Origin of the sequence: Variovorax sp. PDC80, from assembly GCF_900115375.1 — a bacterium.
Lineage (GTDB): Bacteria > Pseudomonadota > Gammaproteobacteria > Burkholderiales > Burkholderiaceae_C > Variovorax.
On record NZ_FOWG01000001.1, the window covers coordinates 430,357 to 445,887 of the forward strand.

The 15,531-nt window shown below is 70.2% G+C and carries 13 protein-coding genes; 4 read left to right on the top strand and 9 right to left on the bottom strand.

The genetic code is table 11. From position 1 onward, the window contains the following. Nucleotides 1-132 precede the first annotated feature (132 nt). Nucleotides 133-963 carry a hypothetical protein gene (locus tag BM109_RS02040; RefSeq protein WP_093340138.1) on the top strand — a complete coding sequence of 277 codons (831 nt, stop codon included), beginning with the start codon at nucleotides 133-135 and terminating at the stop codon, nucleotides 961-963. Between the two features lie 42 nt (nucleotides 964-1,005). Here the strand turns inward: BM109_RS02040 and BM109_RS02045 are convergent, their stop codons facing one another. The 3 genes from BM109_RS02045 to BM109_RS02055 are packed head-to-tail and all read right to left on the bottom strand — an operon-like array spanning nucleotide 1,006 to nucleotide 4,558. After that, nucleotides 1,006-2,559, bottom strand: a complete 1,554-nt coding sequence (locus BM109_RS02045; RefSeq protein WP_093340140.1) for an acyl-CoA synthetase — start codon at nucleotides 2,557-2,559, stop codon at nucleotides 1,006-1,008. A gap of 3 nt (nucleotides 2,560-2,562) precedes the next feature. Beyond that, a complete protein-coding gene (locus BM109_RS02050) occupies nucleotides 2,563-3,699 on the bottom strand; it encodes a DUF5938 domain-containing protein (protein WP_093340142.1) in 1,137 nt (378 codons plus the stop codon). Between the two features lie 55 nt (nucleotides 3,700-3,754). Continuing rightward, nucleotides 3,755-4,558, bottom strand: a complete 804-nt coding sequence (locus tag BM109_RS02055; RefSeq protein ID WP_093340144.1) for an SDR family NAD(P)-dependent oxidoreductase — start codon at nucleotides 4,556-4,558, stop codon at nucleotides 3,755-3,757. A 213-nt stretch (nucleotides 4,559-4,771) separates the two neighbouring features. Between BM109_RS02055 and BM109_RS02060 the strand changes: the two genes are divergently transcribed. Then, a complete protein-coding gene (locus BM109_RS02060) occupies nucleotides 4,772-5,455 on the top strand; it encodes a TetR/AcrR family transcriptional regulator (RefSeq protein ID WP_093340146.1) in 684 nt (227 codons plus the stop codon). Between the two features lies 1 nt (nucleotide 5,456). Here BM109_RS02060 and BM109_RS02065 read toward each other — a convergent pair whose 3' ends face one another. The 4 genes from BM109_RS02065 to BM109_RS02080 all read right to left on the bottom strand — a co-directional run bounded on the left by BM109_RS02065 (nucleotide 5,457) and on the right by BM109_RS02080 (nucleotide 10,975). Next, entirely contained in the window at nucleotides 5,457-6,419 is a 963-nt protein-coding gene (locus BM109_RS02065; RefSeq protein WP_093340148.1) for a LysR substrate-binding domain-containing protein, read from the bottom strand. A 92-nt stretch (nucleotides 6,420-6,511) separates the two neighbouring features. Next, the gene (locus BM109_RS02070) at nucleotides 6,512-8,134 is read right to left on the bottom strand and encodes a tannase/feruloyl esterase family alpha/beta hydrolase (protein WP_093340150.1); all 1,623 of its coding nucleotides are present in this window, start codon (nucleotides 8,132-8,134) and stop codon (nucleotides 6,512-6,514) included. A gap of 35 nt (nucleotides 8,135-8,169) precedes the next feature. Continuing rightward, the gene (locus BM109_RS02075) at nucleotides 8,170-9,585 is read right to left on the bottom strand and encodes an FAD-binding oxidoreductase (RefSeq protein WP_093340151.1); all 1,416 of its coding nucleotides are present in this window, start codon (nucleotides 9,583-9,585) and stop codon (nucleotides 8,170-8,172) included. A gap of 73 nt (nucleotides 9,586-9,658) precedes the next feature. Next, complete coding sequence (locus BM109_RS02080; protein ID WP_093340153.1) at nucleotides 9,659-10,975, bottom strand: MFS transporter; 1,317 nt, start codon at nucleotides 10,973-10,975, stop codon at nucleotides 9,659-9,661. A 209-nt stretch (nucleotides 10,976-11,184) separates the two neighbouring features. Between BM109_RS02080 and BM109_RS02085 the strand changes: the two genes are divergently transcribed. After that, nucleotides 11,185-12,141, top strand: a complete 957-nt coding sequence (locus BM109_RS02085) for a TIGR03571 family LLM class oxidoreductase (protein WP_093340155.1) — start codon at nucleotides 11,185-11,187, stop codon at nucleotides 12,139-12,141. A 3-nt stretch (nucleotides 12,142-12,144) separates the two neighbouring features. Here BM109_RS02085 and BM109_RS02090 read toward each other — a convergent pair whose 3' ends face one another. Both BM109_RS02090 and BM109_RS02095 read right to left on the bottom strand, forming a co-directional pair. Then, nucleotides 12,145-13,398, bottom strand: coding sequence for a glutamate carboxypeptidase (locus BM109_RS02090; RefSeq protein ID WP_093340157.1), 1,254 nt, complete (start codon nucleotides 13,396-13,398; stop codon nucleotides 12,145-12,147). Between the two features lie 114 nt (nucleotides 13,399-13,512). Further along, the gene (locus BM109_RS02095; RefSeq protein WP_093340159.1) at nucleotides 13,513-14,379 is read right to left on the bottom strand and encodes an IclR family transcriptional regulator; all 867 of its coding nucleotides are present in this window, start codon (nucleotides 14,377-14,379) and stop codon (nucleotides 13,513-13,515) included. A gap of 171 nt (nucleotides 14,380-14,550) precedes the next feature. Between BM109_RS02095 and BM109_RS02100 the strand changes: the two genes are divergently transcribed. Further along, the gene (locus BM109_RS02100; protein ID WP_093340161.1) at nucleotides 14,551-15,528 is read left to right on the top strand and encodes a Bug family tripartite tricarboxylate transporter substrate binding protein; all 978 of its coding nucleotides are present in this window, start codon (nucleotides 14,551-14,553) and stop codon (nucleotides 15,526-15,528) included. Nucleotides 15,529-15,531 lie beyond the last annotated feature (3 nt).

Sequence of the window (15,531 nt, forward strand, 5' to 3'; positions counted from 1 at the left end):
ACGCATAGGCGCGTGCGCGCTCTCTTATTAACTTGTGGGTCATCAACAGGGAGCAGCACCTCAGGAAGCCGAGCAACGCGCAAGGTCCGGGGTTTCCTTTTTTTGCCTTTCATCCTTCGAAGGACCTTCTTCATGCCCTTGCTTCGCTCGCGCGCCCGCGGCCACGCCACTCTCGTCGCCGCCCTGGCCGGCAGCGGACTGCTCGCAGCCGCCACGCCCGCCCTCGCCGACCCGTCGCCGGCGCTCGACCGCTTCAGTCTTTCCGTCGGTGCCTATGGCGCCGATCCCAAGTTCGACGCCTCGGTGGGCACGCCCTACGGGTCGCTGCACACCGGCGACATCAAGCCCGGCCGCGTGACCATGCCGCGCATCACGGCCGACGTGCTGCTCGGCGACACGCAGGGCATCTCCTTCGACTACTTCCGCTACAAGCGCGACTACTTCGGCGGCCTCTCGGGCGCCAGCTCGCTCGGCGGCTTCGGCACCATCGCGGCCTTCGGCAACGCCAACGTCGACACGCAGGTCGACTTCGCCAAGCTCTCGTACAAGTGGTGGATCGGTTCGGGCAACACGGTGCTGGGCCTCGGCGCCGGCGCGGCCTACTACCGCATCAAGCTCGGCGTGAGCGCGCTCGCGGGCGTCAACGGCCAGTACGGCACCTTCAGCGAAAGCTCGAGCCGCGACGCGATCGCGCCGCTGCTCGAGATCGGCGTGCGCCACGCGATCACGCCCGACCTGCGCCTGTTCGCCGACGCCTCGGGCGTGTGGAAGAACGGCGGCAGCTCGCACGGCAACATCTACAACGCCGCGGCCGGCGTGGAGTGGTTCCCGGTCAAGAACGTGGGCCTGGTGCTGGCCTACAACGTGACCAACATCGACATCACGCGCGACAGCGGCACGGCCGACGCGCGGCTGAAGATCCGCCTGCAGGGGCCGACGGCCTCGCTCAAGGCGCGCTTCTGATCGCGGGGAGATCGGCGGCGCAGTGCCGCCGATCTCCTGCCCCTATTCGCCCGGCTCGCGCGTCGAGGTCGCGAGCAGGATGGTGCGCACGTCCTTCTTGAGCACCTTGCCGACCTTCGAGCGCGGCAGGTCGGCCCACACCTCGACCTGCTTGGGCGCCTTCACGCTGCCGATGCGCGCCTTGACGAAGGCCTTGATCGCCTCGGCGTCGATGCTGCGGCCCGCCTGCGGCTGCAGCACGGCCACCACGCGCTCGCCCCATTTCTCGTCGGGCAGGCCGATCACCGCGCTGTCCTGCACGTCGGGGTGCTGCATCAGCGCCTGTTCGACCTCGGCCGAATAGACGTTGAAGCCGCCCGAGATGATCATGTCCTTGGCGCGGTCGACGATGTAGAGGAAGCCGTCGTCGTCGAGCCGGCCGATGTCGCCCGTGTGATGCCAGCCGAAGCGCGAGGCCTCCTGCGTGGCCTTCGGGTCCTTGTAGTAGCCCTGCATCACGAGCGAGCCGCGCACCACGATCTCGCCGCTCTCGCCCGTGGGCAGCAGCTCGCCCTCGGCGTTCATCACGCCCACCTGCACCAGCGGCCCGGGCCGCCCCGCCGAGGCGAGGCGATGTTTCGCCACCGAGCCGTCGACATTGAAGTGCTCGCGCGGCGACATCATCGAGATCATCATCGGCGCCTCGGTCTGGCCGAAGAGCTGGGCCATCACCGGGCCGATCTTCGTGAGCGCCTCCTCGAGCCGCGCGGCCGACATCGGCGCCGCGCCGTACCAGAAGCACTGCAGCGAATCGCGCTTCGTCGCCGCGAGCTCGGGATGCTGCAGCAGCATGTAGATCAGCGTCGGCGGCAGGAAGGCATGGGTGATGCGGTGGCGCTCGATCAGCGCGAGGAACTCGCCGAGGTCGGGCTTGGGCATGATGACCACGCGTCCGCCGAGCGCCATCACCGGCAGGCACAGCACGCCGGCCGCGTGCGTGAGCGGCGCGAGCGCGAGGTAGGCCGGCCGGCCCTCGAAGGGATAGCCCATCAGCGTGAGCGCCGACATCGCCTCGAGGTTGCGCCCCGTGAGCATCACGCCCTTGGGCTGGCCCGTGGTGCCGCCGGTGCCCGCGATCATCGCCACGTCGTCGGGCGGCGCGATGTCGAGCGGCGCGTCGTCCAGGCCCTCGAGCCAGTCGTCCATCGAGGGCGCGAAAGGTTGCCGCGCGTCGAGGCAGACCAGCGCGCGCAGCTTGGGCAGCTGCGAACGCATCTGCTCGACCATGGGCGCGTAGTTGCCGTGGAACACCAGGCAGGCGCAGTCGAAGGCATCGAGCACGAATGCGTTCTCGCTCGCTTCGTTGCGCGGATTGATCGGGCACCACACGCAGCCCGCGCGCGAGATGCCGAACACCGTGGCGAAGGCCATCGCATCGTTGCTCGAGAGCACGGCCACCTTGTCGCCGGGCTCGAGGCCCGCGCGCTGCAGGCCGCGCGCCACGCGCCAGCTGATGCGCTGCACCTGGGCATAGCTGAGGTCGGCCTCGCCCAGGGTCAGGCAGGGCGCATCGGCGCCCAGCTGGGCGCCCTTGTCGAGGTAGTCGACGAGACGCATCGGTCAGCCCATGCGCGTGAGCACGGGTTCCTGCACCAGGCCGAAGCCGCGCAGCGCGCCCAGCAGCTCGCGGTGGCCGAAGGCCTGGCAGCCCGAGGCGAAGCCCGCGCGGCGCGGCGGCTGCTGCAGCAGCGAGGCCGCCGCATAGGCCTGCAGCATGCCGGTCTGCTTGTAGTTGCAGTTGCCGAAGATCACGCAGTGCACGCGGCCCAGCGGACCGGAGGCATGCACCGAGTCGACCGACTTGTTGATGCGCGGGTTCTCGCGCGGCGGCATGGTGTTCATCACGCTCGATGCCGTCTGCGCCAGCGCCGCGTAGCGGTCCTCCTCGTTCATGCCCTCGGTGGCCTTCAGCGCGGCGGCCACGATCTGCGGCACGCCCATCATCAGCGGCTTGTTGAAGACGCCGCCGAGCACCTTGACGTTGGCCACGCGCGGATCGCGCTTGAACCACACGGGGTGCGAGGTGCCGCCCCAGGGCAGCGCGAGCGCGGCCTCGTGCTGGCCCGGGATCGACAGGTGGTAGAGGCCGGCATCGGGCTGCCACTCGACGTACTCGTTCTGCTCGAGGTAGTAGGCCTTCGACGTCGCTGCATTGACCAGGATGGTCTGCGTCGACGCGATGGTCGGGCTGCCGCCCCAGAACACGGCGATGTCGAGCGTGTCGAGCCCGGGCGTCTCGAGGCACAGCTGCGCCGCGATCTCGCCCGTGGTGTACATGTGGGCCAGGCCCGGCGAGAGCAACAGCCCCGCGGCGGCGAACTTGGCGCCCCATTGCTGGTCGAGCGTGATCAGCCAGTCCTGCTCGCCCGTGGTGTCGGTGTAGTGGCAGCCGGCGTTGAGGCAGGCCTCGACCACTTCGGGGCCGAACTTGGCGAACGGCCCCACGGTGTTGAGCACCACCGAGGCGCCGGTGAAGAGTTCGGTGAGCGCCTCCACCGAATGCGCCACCTCCACCACCTCGTAGCGCGCGGTCTCGATGCCGGGCACGTTCGATTTCATCGCGGCGTCGAGCTTCTCCTTGCTGCGGCCCGCGGCGATGAACGGGATGTTGTACTCGCGCAGGTACTCGCAGACCAGCCGCCCGGTGTAGCCCGAGGCGCCGTACACGATGACCGGCTTCTTGTTCTTGCTGCTCATGTCGTCTCTCCTTTTTCTTGCCTGATGTGTGACTCGTTCTGTTCGCGCATGGCCTTCACATGCCCATGCCGCCGTCCACCGCGAGGCCGGCGCCGGTGATGAACCGGGCCGCGTCGGAGCAGAGGAAGACCACCACGTCGGCCATGTCGCCGACCTCGCCGAGCCGGCCCAGCGGCGTCTGGCCGATCACGTCGCCGACGGCCGCCTCCACGCTGGGCGCGAGGCCCGCGGCGACGATGTCGTTCGCGAGCTTCATGCCCATGTCGGTAGGCACCAGCCCCGGGTAGATGCAGTTGACGCGCACGCCGTAGCCCAGCTTGCCGGACTCCATCGCGGCCACGCGGGTCGCGCGGTCGACCGCCGACTTGGTGGCCGAGTAGCCCGCGATGGCGGGAAAGGCGATGGTCGCGGCGACCGAGGCGATGTTGACCACCGCGCCGCCCGCACCCGCGGCGCCGCCCGGGCGCATCGCGCGGAACGCGTGTTTCATGCCCAGCAGGGTGCCGGTCACGTTCACGTCGAGCATGCGGCGCAGGTCCTCGGCCTGCACGTCGACCACCAGCGAGGTGATCTCGATGCCCGCGTTGTTGACCACGATGTCGAGCCCGCCGAGCTCCTTCACCGTGGTCTCGACGGCGGCGGCCCAGGCCGCGTCGTCGGTGACGTCGAGCGGAACGAAGCCCGCCTTCGCCCCGCCGGACGAGAGGCGCTGGGCGGTCGCCCGCCCCACATCGGCGAGCACGTCGCCGATCATCACCGCCGCGCCGGCCTCGGTCAGCGCCTGCGCAATGCTGGCGCCGATACCGCGCGCGCCACCCGTCACGAGCGCCTTGCGCCCCTTCAGATCGAACTGTCCCATCGCTTGTCTCCTGTGGTCTGGTTGTGAGATGGAGCGGCCATCCTAGAAATCGTCTTGACGAGTGTCAAGATTTTCTTTGACGACCGTCCAGATTTTTTAGAATGGCGCCCGGAACAGGCTGGAACGCCGTTTCGCACGGGCGTGCCATGCGTGCTATGGTTTGCAGATCAACGGACAACGAGAGCGGCTCGCGCATCGCGCGGCGCGGTGGAAATGACGACACGACAGCAGGAACAACCGTCGACGGCCCGGGTGCCGAAGGCCAGGGTCGACAAGTTCGAGGAGCGGCGCGCCGAGCTCGGCGAGGCCGCGCTGACCACGCTCGCCACGCTCGGCTACGCGCGCACCAGCCTGCGCGAGATCGCGCAGAACACCGAGTTCTCGCACGGCGTGCTGCACTACTACTTCACCGACAAGGTCGACCTGATCGTCTGCAGCGTGAAGCAGTACAAGGCGCGCTGCGTCAAACGCTACGACCACGCGGTCGACAGCGCCACCAGCTTCGACGAACTGACGGAAGGCTTCCTGCAGAGCCTGGCCGACACGCTGCGCGACGAGGGCCACATGCACCGCCTCTGGTACGACCTGCGCTCGCAGGCGCTGTTCGAGGCCGCCTTCCGCGACGACGTGACCGAGATCGACAAGAGCCTCGAGGCGATGATCTGGCGCATCATGGTCCGCTTCGAGGAGCTCGCGGGCGTGCCCACGGGCCTGCCGCCCGCCGCGGCCTATTCCCTGTTCGACGGCCTGTTCCAGCAGGCGCTGCTGCGCCACCTGTCGGGCGAGGCCGATGCGGCCGAGCGCATGAAGGACGACGTGCGCGCGGCGATCCTGCGCCTGTTCCCGCGGCCCGCCGAGCTCCGCAAGCCGGCCGCCGCGCGCAAGCGCCGCGCCTGACTCAGGCCTTCGTCTTCTTCGCGGCCTGCACGGCCCGCGCGCCGGCCCATTCGCCCGACGCGCACAGCCCCTGCATCACCTCGGCGATCAGCGCGCAGATCGCGCGCTTGGCATTGCCGGTCGGCAGGTGCACCGACACGCACAGTCCCAGCGTGCGGAACATCGCGCCGGAGGCAATGCGGTGCGCCGCGAGCCGCCCTTCGCTGACTTCGCGCTGCGCGAGCCCCAGCGGCATGATGGTCGGCCCGAGCCCCGCCTCGACCGCGGCCTTGAGCGTGTAGACCGAATTGATCTCGGCCGCCACGCGCGCGGCCGGCTGGCCCGCGGCCTCGAGCACCGCGTCGACCAGCCAGCGCGTGCAGTGCCCGTGCGCATTGGCGGGCCACACCAGCGGCCGCGCGGTCGCCTGTTCGATGCTCACCTCGCCCTCGGGCAACGCATGCGGGCTCTGCGGCGATTCGAGGAACACGAAGTCCTCCTCCACCAGCGGCGTGAAGGCCACGTCCTCGGCGGGCATGGTCGGCGAGAACACCGCCACGTCGACGCGGCCGCGCGTGAGCTGGTCGGCCATGTTGCCCGTGAGCTCCTCGTTGAGGTGCAGCACCACGTCGGGATAGCGGCGCGCGGCCGCGCGCATCAGCGGCAGCGCGATCATCGGCGACACGCTCTGCGGCAGCGCCGCCACCACCGAACCCACCACCGAGTCGGCCGCCACGTGCACCGCGGCGCGTGCGTCGCTGACCTGCTTGGTGATGCCTTGCGCGTATTCGTAGAACACCTTGCCGGCCTCGGTCATCGCCACGCCGTTGCGGCTGCGCAGCAGCAGCTGGGTGTCGAGCTCGGCCTCGAGTTCGGCCATCTGCTTGCTCAGCGCCGATTGCGCCACGTAGAGCTGCTGCGCGGCGCGCGAGAGGCTGCCGCAGTCGACGATGGCAACGAAATACTTGAACTGGCGCAGTTCCATCGGCGGGGGGTCTCCGGCCATTCGCCACAGGGTTGCGGGAACGGCCGGCCATTCTAGGCCGCGCGTTCGCGGCCTATGGGTCGGACAAGGCCTCAGTTCACGCAGTCGAAGCTTGCCGCATCCTTCGTGTCGCCCGCGCCCTTGTAGCGCGGGTACGCGGGGTATTTGCACATCGGCCGCGCGAGCGCGGTGGCGCCCGTGGCCACGTCGAGCTTGCGCTGCACCAGGCCTTGGGCCGACGCGGGCACGCCTTGCTCGACCCAGGTCGCCATCGCCTTCAGCAGGTCGACCTTGTCGGCGCCCGGCCCGCCCGCGCAATGGCCCACGCCCGGCGCGAGGAACAGCTCGACGGTCTGGTCGGCCTTGGGCTGCCCCAGCTTGCCGACCACCTGGTCGTAGTAGCGCGAGGTGTCGCGCGCACTCACCGAGGTGTCGTTGGTGCCGTTCCACAGGATCAACTTCGCGCCGCGCGCATGCAGCCGCTCAAGGTCGGGATCGGCCGCGCTGAACAGGCCGCCGACCACGCCCATGCGCGCGAGCCACTGGTCGGGGTTCCAGGCCAGCGTGTCGAAGGCCGGGTCCTGCGTGATGAACGAACGCACGAAGCCGTCCGAGAACATGCCCTGGATCGAGTTGCCGCCGAGCGCGGCCTGCGGCCAGATGTAGGAGCCCCAGCCATCGGCCGTGTTCTCGAGGCCGAAGTTGTAGCCCGGGTGCGACCAGGCGCCGTCGGCGGTGGCGACCGCCGAGGTGATGGTCTTCACCGTGGCGATCTGCGCATCCGACAGGCAGGCATCGCCGGTGTCGGTGCCGCCCGCGCAGCGCAGTGGCGCGGGGTCGTAGTGGCAGGCCGCGGGCTTCGAGACGATGCCGTCGGCCACGCCGTCGAGCGCATCGCACTGCGCGAGCACCGCGTTGGCCAGCAGGGTCTGCTTGGCCGGATTCAGCGTGTTGGCCGGCACGCGCACCTGCTTCGAGATGCGGTTGAACTGCACGAACAGGCCCATGATGTTGCCCGCCGGCGCGCGCGCCACGATGCCGTCGAAGTCCTCGGGAAAGCGCTGCGCGAGCATCAGCGCATCGTGGCCGCCCATCGAGCAGCCCTCGAAGTAGCTGCGCGCGGGGCCGCTGCCGAAGAAGGCCGCGATCAGTTCCTTGCCCGGCGGCAGCGCGCGGTGCTCCGACTGCTGCGTGAAGTCGAGCAGCTTCGCGGGATCGGCCGCGAAGCGCGCCGCGAAGTAGCCCGCGTCGCGCACGCCGGGGTAGTCGTAGCCGCCATTGGTGCCGATCGTGGCGTAGCGCTCGCTGAAGATCGAGGCGCTGAACTGCGGATCGGTCGCGCTCGGCAGCGCGCCGTCGAAGCCGCCGCCGCCGATGAAGGCCAGCTTGCCGTTCCAGCCCGAGGTCGGCAGGCGCGCCTCGAAGCGCAGGCTCGAGCCCTGGAAGCTCGCGGTGAGCACGCAGTACTCGGGCTGCACGCCGGTGGCAGCGACCACCTTCGCATCGTCGACGCGCACCGCGCCTTCGGCGACGGATCGGCCCTTGAACGCAGGGCATTTCTCGGCCAGCGACTGCGCGGGCGGCGGCGGCGCCGGCGGTGCGCTCGCCGGTGGCACCAGCGGCACGAAGCCGCCGCCATCGCCCCCGCCGCCGCATCCCGCCATCAACGCTGCCGCGGCCATCGCGACCCATGTGTGCTTGTGCGAACGCTTCATCGTCTTGTCTCCTGTGTTGTCGTATTCGGGGGTACTCAGTCCGCGACGTGGCCCACGACCTTGCCGGGATTGAAGATGTCGTGCGGATCGAGCGCGCGCTTGATCGCGCGCATCAGCCCCACCGCCTGCGCGCCGTGCTCCTCGACCAGGTACTGCATCTTGTGCAGCCCCACGCCGTGCTCGCCGGTGGAGGTGCCGCCATGGCGCAGCGCGCGCTGCACCAGCCGGTGGCTGAAGGCCTCGGCGGCAGCGTTCGCGGCGGCATCGTCGGGATCGACCAGCACCAGGCAATGGAAGTTGCCGTCGCCCACGTGGCCGAACACCGGCGCCAGCAGCCCGTGTTCGGCGATGTCGGCCTGGGTCTCGTCGATGCATTGCGCGAGCGCCGACAGCGGCACGCAGGCATCGGTCGTGAGGCTGCGGCTGCCGGCCTGGAGCTGCAGGCAGGCGAAGTAGGCGTGATGGCGCGGCGTCCACAGCCGCGAACGTTCTTCCTGCCGCAGCGCCCACTGGAAGGCGCCGCCGCCATGGCCGGCCACGATCTCGCGCACCAGCGCGGCCTGTTCGTCGATCTGCGCCTTGCTCGCGCCGAACTCGAGGAACAGCGTCGGCTGCTCGGTGAGCGTGGTGCGGCTGTGGGCGTTCACGGCGCGGATCGTCAGTGCATCGAGCATCTCGGCGCGCGCGAGCGGCACGCCGAGCTGGATCGCCTCGATCACCACGTCGACCGCCGCGCGCACCGAGGGGAAATGCACCACCGCCGCCGCATGCGCCTCGGGATGCGGATGCAGGCGCACCGTGGCCTCGGTGATCAGACCCAGCGTGCCTTCGGAACCGCAATAGAGTTGCGTGAGGTTGTAGCCGGCCGAGCTTTTGCGCGCCTGCGTCGCGGTGCGCACCACCTCGCCGTCGGCCGTCACCACCGTGAGGTTCACGAGGTTGTCGCGCATGGTGCCGTAGCGCACGGTGTTCGTGCCCGAGGCGGCGGTGGCGACCATGCCGCCGATCGAGGCGTCGGCACCGGGGTCGACCGAGAAGAAGAAGCCGCTGTCCGCGAGCGCCGCGTTGAGCTGGCCGCGCGTCACGCCGGCCTCGACGGTGGCCGTGAGGTCGCCGCCGCGGATCGCGAGCACGCGGTTCATGCGCGAGAAGTCGATGCACACGCCGCCCTGCACCGCGAGCAGGTGGCCTTCGACCGACGAGCCCACGCCGAAGCCGATCACCGGCACGCGCTCTCGTGCGCAGGCGCGCACCACGAAGGCGACCTCGTCGGTGCTCTGCACGAACACCACCGCGTCGGGCGGCTGCGGCGCATAGGCCGATTCGTCGGTGCCGTGCTGCAGCAGCACGGCCTGGCTGGTCGACAGGCGTTCCTCGAAACGCCGTTGCAGGAGCGCGAGCAGTTCGGCCGAGGGCGAACGACGCGCAGGGGAGATCACGACCGCATCCATGGGGTGGGACTTTCTGTGGGGAACCGGGAATGAAGCGCCGCGGGCGAACGCCGTGGCGCGGAAAGACGAAGGCTCAGCGCCGCGCGGCGGCCGGCTTGACCAGCAGCACCAGCACCGCGCCCGCCACCAGCAGGCCCGCGAGCATGTGCAGTCCCGCGTCGGTGCTCTGCGTCGCGTCCTTGATCAGGCCGATGAGGAAGGGTGCGCTGAAGCCCGAGAGGTTGCCGAAGGAGTTGATCAGCGCGATGCCCGCGGCGGCGGCGGCACCGCCCAGGAAAGCCGTCGGCATGCCCCAGAAGATCGGCAGGGTCGACATGATGCCCATGGTGGCCAGCGTGAGCCCGGCCATCGCGAGCACCGCGTTGCCGTGGAAGGCCACGCTGAGCACCAGCCCGATCGCGCCCACGATCGCGGCCAGCGCGCTGTGCCAGCGGTACTCGAGCCGGCGGTCGGCGCTGCGCGCCATCAGGTACATCGCGATCACGCCGAAGGTCCAGGGGATCGCGCTCAGCAGGCCAATGTCGAGCGCGCCCTTCACGCCGATCGCCTTGATGATGCTCGGCAGCCAGAACGAGATGCCGTACAGGCCCGAGGTGTAGGCAAAGTACACCAGCGCCAGCAGCCAGACGCGGCCGTTACCCAGCACCTCGAGGATGCGCGGCTCGGCCTTGCCATGGTTCTCGGCCGCGATGTCGCGCGCGATCAGCTCGCGCTCGGCTGCGCTGAGCCATTGCGCGTCCTTCACGCGGTCGTCGAGGTAGCGCCACACGACCAGGCCCAGCGCCACGGTCGGCAGTCCCTGCAGCAGGAACAGCCATTGCCAGCCGGCCCAGCCGTTGACGCCGCCCATGCCCTGCAGGATCCAGCCCGAGATCGGGCCGCCGAGGATGCCCGCGAACGGGATCGCCGCGAGGAACAGCGAGGTCGCCTTGCTGCGCCGCGCGGCCGGGTACCAGTAGGTCAGGTACAGGATGATCCCGGGGAAGAAGCCCGCCTCGGCCGCGCCCAGCAGGAAGCGGATCACGTAGAAGGACATCGGCGAGCTCACGAACATGGTGGCGGCCGACAGCAGGCCCCAGGTGATCATGATCCGCGCGATCCAGCGGCGCGCGCCCACGCGGTGCAGGACCACGTTGCTCGGCACCTCGAACAGGAAGTAGCCGATGAAGAAGATGCCCGCGCCCAGGCCGTACACAGCCTCGCTGAACTGCAGGTCGCCCTGCATCTGCAGCTTGGCGAAGCCGACGTTGACGCGGTCGAGGTAGGCCACGATGTAGCAGACGAAGAGCAGCGGGATGAGCCGCCAGCCGACCTTGCGGTAGACGGCATCGGCGCCGCCGTCCTCTTGCGCCGCCGCTACCCGGGGCCGTGTGATCGCGCTCGTGTTCATGGAGTGGGTGTCTCGCTGTGCTTGTGATTCGGTGCGCCGATGGTCGCGGCGGCACGCGAAGGCGCCGCAGCGGGTTTACGCGCAAGATTCATATGGATTGAAGATCGGCGCATCTCCGATCGAGATGCTTGGCGCGGCGGCCTTGTCCCCACGCGGCGCCGGTAGCGATGCGCGTGCGATCATTTCCTTCGCCCCACTTCCTGCCGCCCATGCCCTCCTTCAACCGCGCCTACCAGCAGACCCTCCAGGCCGGCCGACTCACGCTCGGCCTCATGACACCGATCGCGCGCCCCGACGAGGCGATGGCCGACCTCGCCGTCGAACGCGATCTCGCGCAGCGTGCCGACGCACTGGGCTTCGCGGCGCTGTGGACGCGCGACGTGCCGGTGCTCGCGCCGCAGGGCGAACAGATGATGCCGACGGCCCCGCTCGACGAGCCCTTCCTCTGGCTCGCCACGCTGGCCGCCGCCACGCAGCGCATCGCGCTCGGCACGGCCGCCGCGGTGCTGCCGCTGCGCCATCCGCTGCACCTGGCCAAGGCCGCGCTGTCGCTGAACCGGCTGTCGGGCGAGCGCTTCATCCTCGGGCTCGGCTCGGGCGACCGCGAAGCCGAGTTCGCGATCTTCGGCGAAGACATCGCGCAGCGCGCCGAGACCTTCCGCGAGCGCTGGACGCTGGTGCGCTCGGCCCTCTCGCCGCTGGCTGCCGAACGCGCCGTGCTGCGCGAGGCCACGGCGGGCCACGAGCTGATGGCGGCGCCGGCCGAACGCATCGGCATGGTGGTGGTGGGGTCGGCGCGGCAGTCGCTGCAATGGACCGCGTCCCATGCCGACGGCTGGGCCACCTACCACCGCGACGAGGCGCGCCAGCAGGGCCGCATCGGCCTGTGGCAGACCGCGCTGCGCGAGCGCGCGGGCGGCGAGGCCAAGCCCTTCATCCAATCGCTGCAGCTCGAATTGCTCGAGCGCGCCGATGCGCCGGCCGAGCCGATCGAGCTGGGCCTGCGCACCGGGCGCGACGCGCTGGTGGCCTACCTCGACCGGCTGGAAGACGCGGGCGTGGCTCACGTGCTGATGAACATCGCGCGTGGACCGCGCGACGCGCGCGAGATCGTGGAGGAACTCGGGCGCGAGGTGCTGCCGCGCCTCCAGGGCGCGGCCGCCTGAAGCTCAGTTCGCGCTCAACGCCATCAGCATCCGCGACAGCAGGTACAGCCGCGGCACGATGCTCTCGACCTCGGCGTACTCCTCGGGCGTGTGGATGCCACCGCCCACGATGCCGAAGCCGTCGAGCACCGGTACGCCGACGCCGGCCACCAGGCTCGCATCGGCGGCGCCACCGCTGCTCTCGATGGTGAGCTTCTTGCCGATCTCGGCGTAGATGCCCTCGGCGGTCGCCACCAGCTTGTCGGAAGCGGGCGAACGCGGCATCGGCGGCAGGCCGCGGATCAGGCGCACCTTGACCTCGGTGTCGGGGATCAGCTTGTTCTGCGAGATGCGCTGCAGGTCCTTCTCGACGCGGTCGAGTTCCTCGGGCGTGGCGGCGCGCACATCGCCGCGCGCGCTGGCGGTGGCGGGGATCACGTTGGTCGGGCCGTTGGCGGTCAGCACCGTGAAGTTGACCGTGGTCTTCTTCGCGGCATCGGCGGTCTTCGACAGCTGCAGCACCTGGTGCGCCACCTCCATCGCGGCATTGCGGCCGGCCTCGGGCGCCACGCCCGCATGCGCGGCCAGGCCCTTGACCTCGATCAGCGCGGTGGCCGAGCCCTTGCGCTCCACCACCAGGCCGTCGGCCGGGCGGCCCGGCTCGAGGTTCAGCGCCACGTCGTGCTGCTTCGCCACGCGCTCGATCAGCGCACTGGTGCCGACCGAGCCGGTCTCCTCGTTGGTGTCGATCAGGAAGGTGAGCTGGCCGTAGTCCTTGAAGCCCAGCTGCTGCAGGATCTTGAGCGCCTGCAGGCCCGCGACCACGCCGCCCTTGTTGTCCATCACGCCCGGGCCGTAGGCGCGGCCGTCCTTCACGTAGAAGGGCTTGGCCGCGGCGGTGCCGTCCTTGAACACGGTGTCGATGTGGGCCAGGATCAGGATCTTCTTCTTGCCGGTGCCGGTGAAGGTCGCGACCACGTTGCTGCCCGGATGCGGCTCGGCCGGGAAGGTCTCGATGCGCGCGCCGAGCTGGCGCAGTTCGTCCACCACCAGCGTGCGGACCTTCTCGAGGCCCTCGGCATTGGTCGAGCCCGAGTCGATGTTGACCAGGCGCTCGAGCAGCTTGAGCGATTCCTCCTTCTTCTGCGTGGCGGCGTCGAGCACCGCCTGGTTCGGCTGCTGCGCCGAAGCAGCACCCGAGAAAGCGCCCGCGAACGCGAGCGCGCAGGCCAGCGCGATGGCCGGGGTGCGAAGGGAGGGGAAGGCGAAAGTCTTCATAAGTCTTGTTGTCCGTTCTTTGTCGATGGCTGTTGGCTCCGCGAGGAGGCGCGCCGCTCCCCGCGACGCGCCGCCGCAGCCTATCGCCCCGCCCGCACGCGGGTCAAGCGCGGCTCAGCATTCCTTCGGTACCAGGTAGCCCAGCACCTCGCTGGTCGCGGCCGCCTCGCGCAGCACGGCGGTCGCGATCTCGCCATCGGCCGAGGGATCGAAGCCGCCGCTCGCGCCCAGCGCGGTGATGACGGCGCACACGCGACCCGTGAAGTCGTGGACCGGCGCCGCCACCGCGCTGATGCCGCGCAGGTAGGTGTCGCGCACCACCGCGCAGCGCAGCGCGCGCACCTCGGCGCGCAGGGCCTCGATCGGCTGCTTCGCGTCGAGCTGCGCGCGCATCTCGCGCGGCGCCGCGGCCAGCTCCTGCTCGGCCAGCTCGCGCACGCTGCGCTCGTTGAGCAGGCCGAGGAAGGCGCGGCCCGTGGCCGACCACAGCATCGACATCACCGAGCCCGCGCGCACGTTGACCGTGACCGGCAGGCCCGGCTCCTCGAAGCGCATCACGGTCGGGCCCTTGTTGCCCATCACGGCGACGAAGCAGGTGACCTCGAGCCCTTCGCGCAGCCGCACCAGCGCGGGCTCGGCCGCGCGCACCGGGTCGGACTGGCGCATCGCGGCCAGCCCGATGTTGATGGCCTCGGGGCCGAGCCGGTAGCGCTGCGAATCGACGTCCTGCGCCACCAGCCCTTCCTGCACCAGGCTCGCGAGATAGCGGTGCACCTTGGCCGGGCTCTCGCCCACGTGCGCCGCGAGGCCCGACAGGCCCGCGTTGCCGCCCATGCGCGCCAGGCCCTTGAGCACCGCCATGCCGGTCTCGGCCGACTGCACGCGCTGGCGCCGCTCGCGCGGGGCGGGCGCCGCAGGCAGCTTGGCGGCAGCGGCCTTCGGCTTGGCGGCGGGGGCTTTTTTCTTCGGGGTGGAAGCCATGTGCGGGTCGTCTCGTTCTCGAAAAAGGGGGCGGGCACCCGATGGTAAGTACGGTGGCACCAGGGCTTGCCTCGCGATTTACGCTATGCGTACAATCATTACGCAAAACTCGCCGTCGCGGATTTTGACCCCGGATTGCGCTTCCCAGAACCCTAGAAACCAGGAGACACGATGAAGAAGTTCCTGGCCGGCTGCCTGCTGGCCCTCCCCGCGCTCGCCGTCACGAGCACCGCCTTCGCCCAGGCCGCCGCCTACCCCGCCAAGCCCATCCGCTGGCTCGTGCCCTATGCCGCCGGCGGCGGTTCCGACTTCCTCGCGCGCACCATCGGCCAGACGCTGTCGACGCAGGCCGGCCAGCCGGTGCTGGTGGACAACAAGCCCGGCGGCAACACCGCCATCGCGGCCGCGGAGACCGCGCGCTCGGCGGCCGACGGCTACACCGTGCTGTCGGCCGACAACGGCACCATGGTGTTCAACCCCTCGCTCTACAAGTCGCTGTCGTACAGCCCCACCAAGGACCTCGCGCCGGTCACGCTGATGGGTCGCTTCCCGATGATCCTGGTGGTCAACCCGGCCAGCGGCATCGCCGACGCCAAGACCTTCATCGCCCAGGCCAAGGCCAAGCCCGGCAGCTTCTCGTACGCCTCGGCCGGCGCGGGCAGCCCGCACCACCTGGCGATGGAACTGCTCAAGACCGAAGCCGGCCTGTTCATGGTGCACGTGCCCTACCGCGGCGCGGCACCGGCCCTCACCGACGTGGCCGGCGGCCAGGTGCAGGCCATGATGGTCGACCTCGCCGCGGGCGCGGGCTTCATCAAGGGCGGCAAGGTCAAGGCCATCGCCGTGGCCAACGCCACGCGACTGCCGCAGCTGCCCGACGTGCCCACCTTCGCCGAGCTCGGCCACAAGGGCGTGGAAGCCGCCGCGCTGGTCGGCATGGTGGTGCCCGCCGCCACGCCGCCCGAGGTGGTGAACGCGCTCAACAAGCGCGTGGTCGCGGCCATCAACGAACCCACGGTGCGCAAGCGCCTCGAGGACTTCGGCGTCGAGCCCGTGGGCAACACGCCCGCGCAGTTCGGCGAACTGCTGCGCAGCGAGACCGTGCGCTGGCAGAAGCTGATCCGCGACCTGAAGATCACCCTGGACTGACGC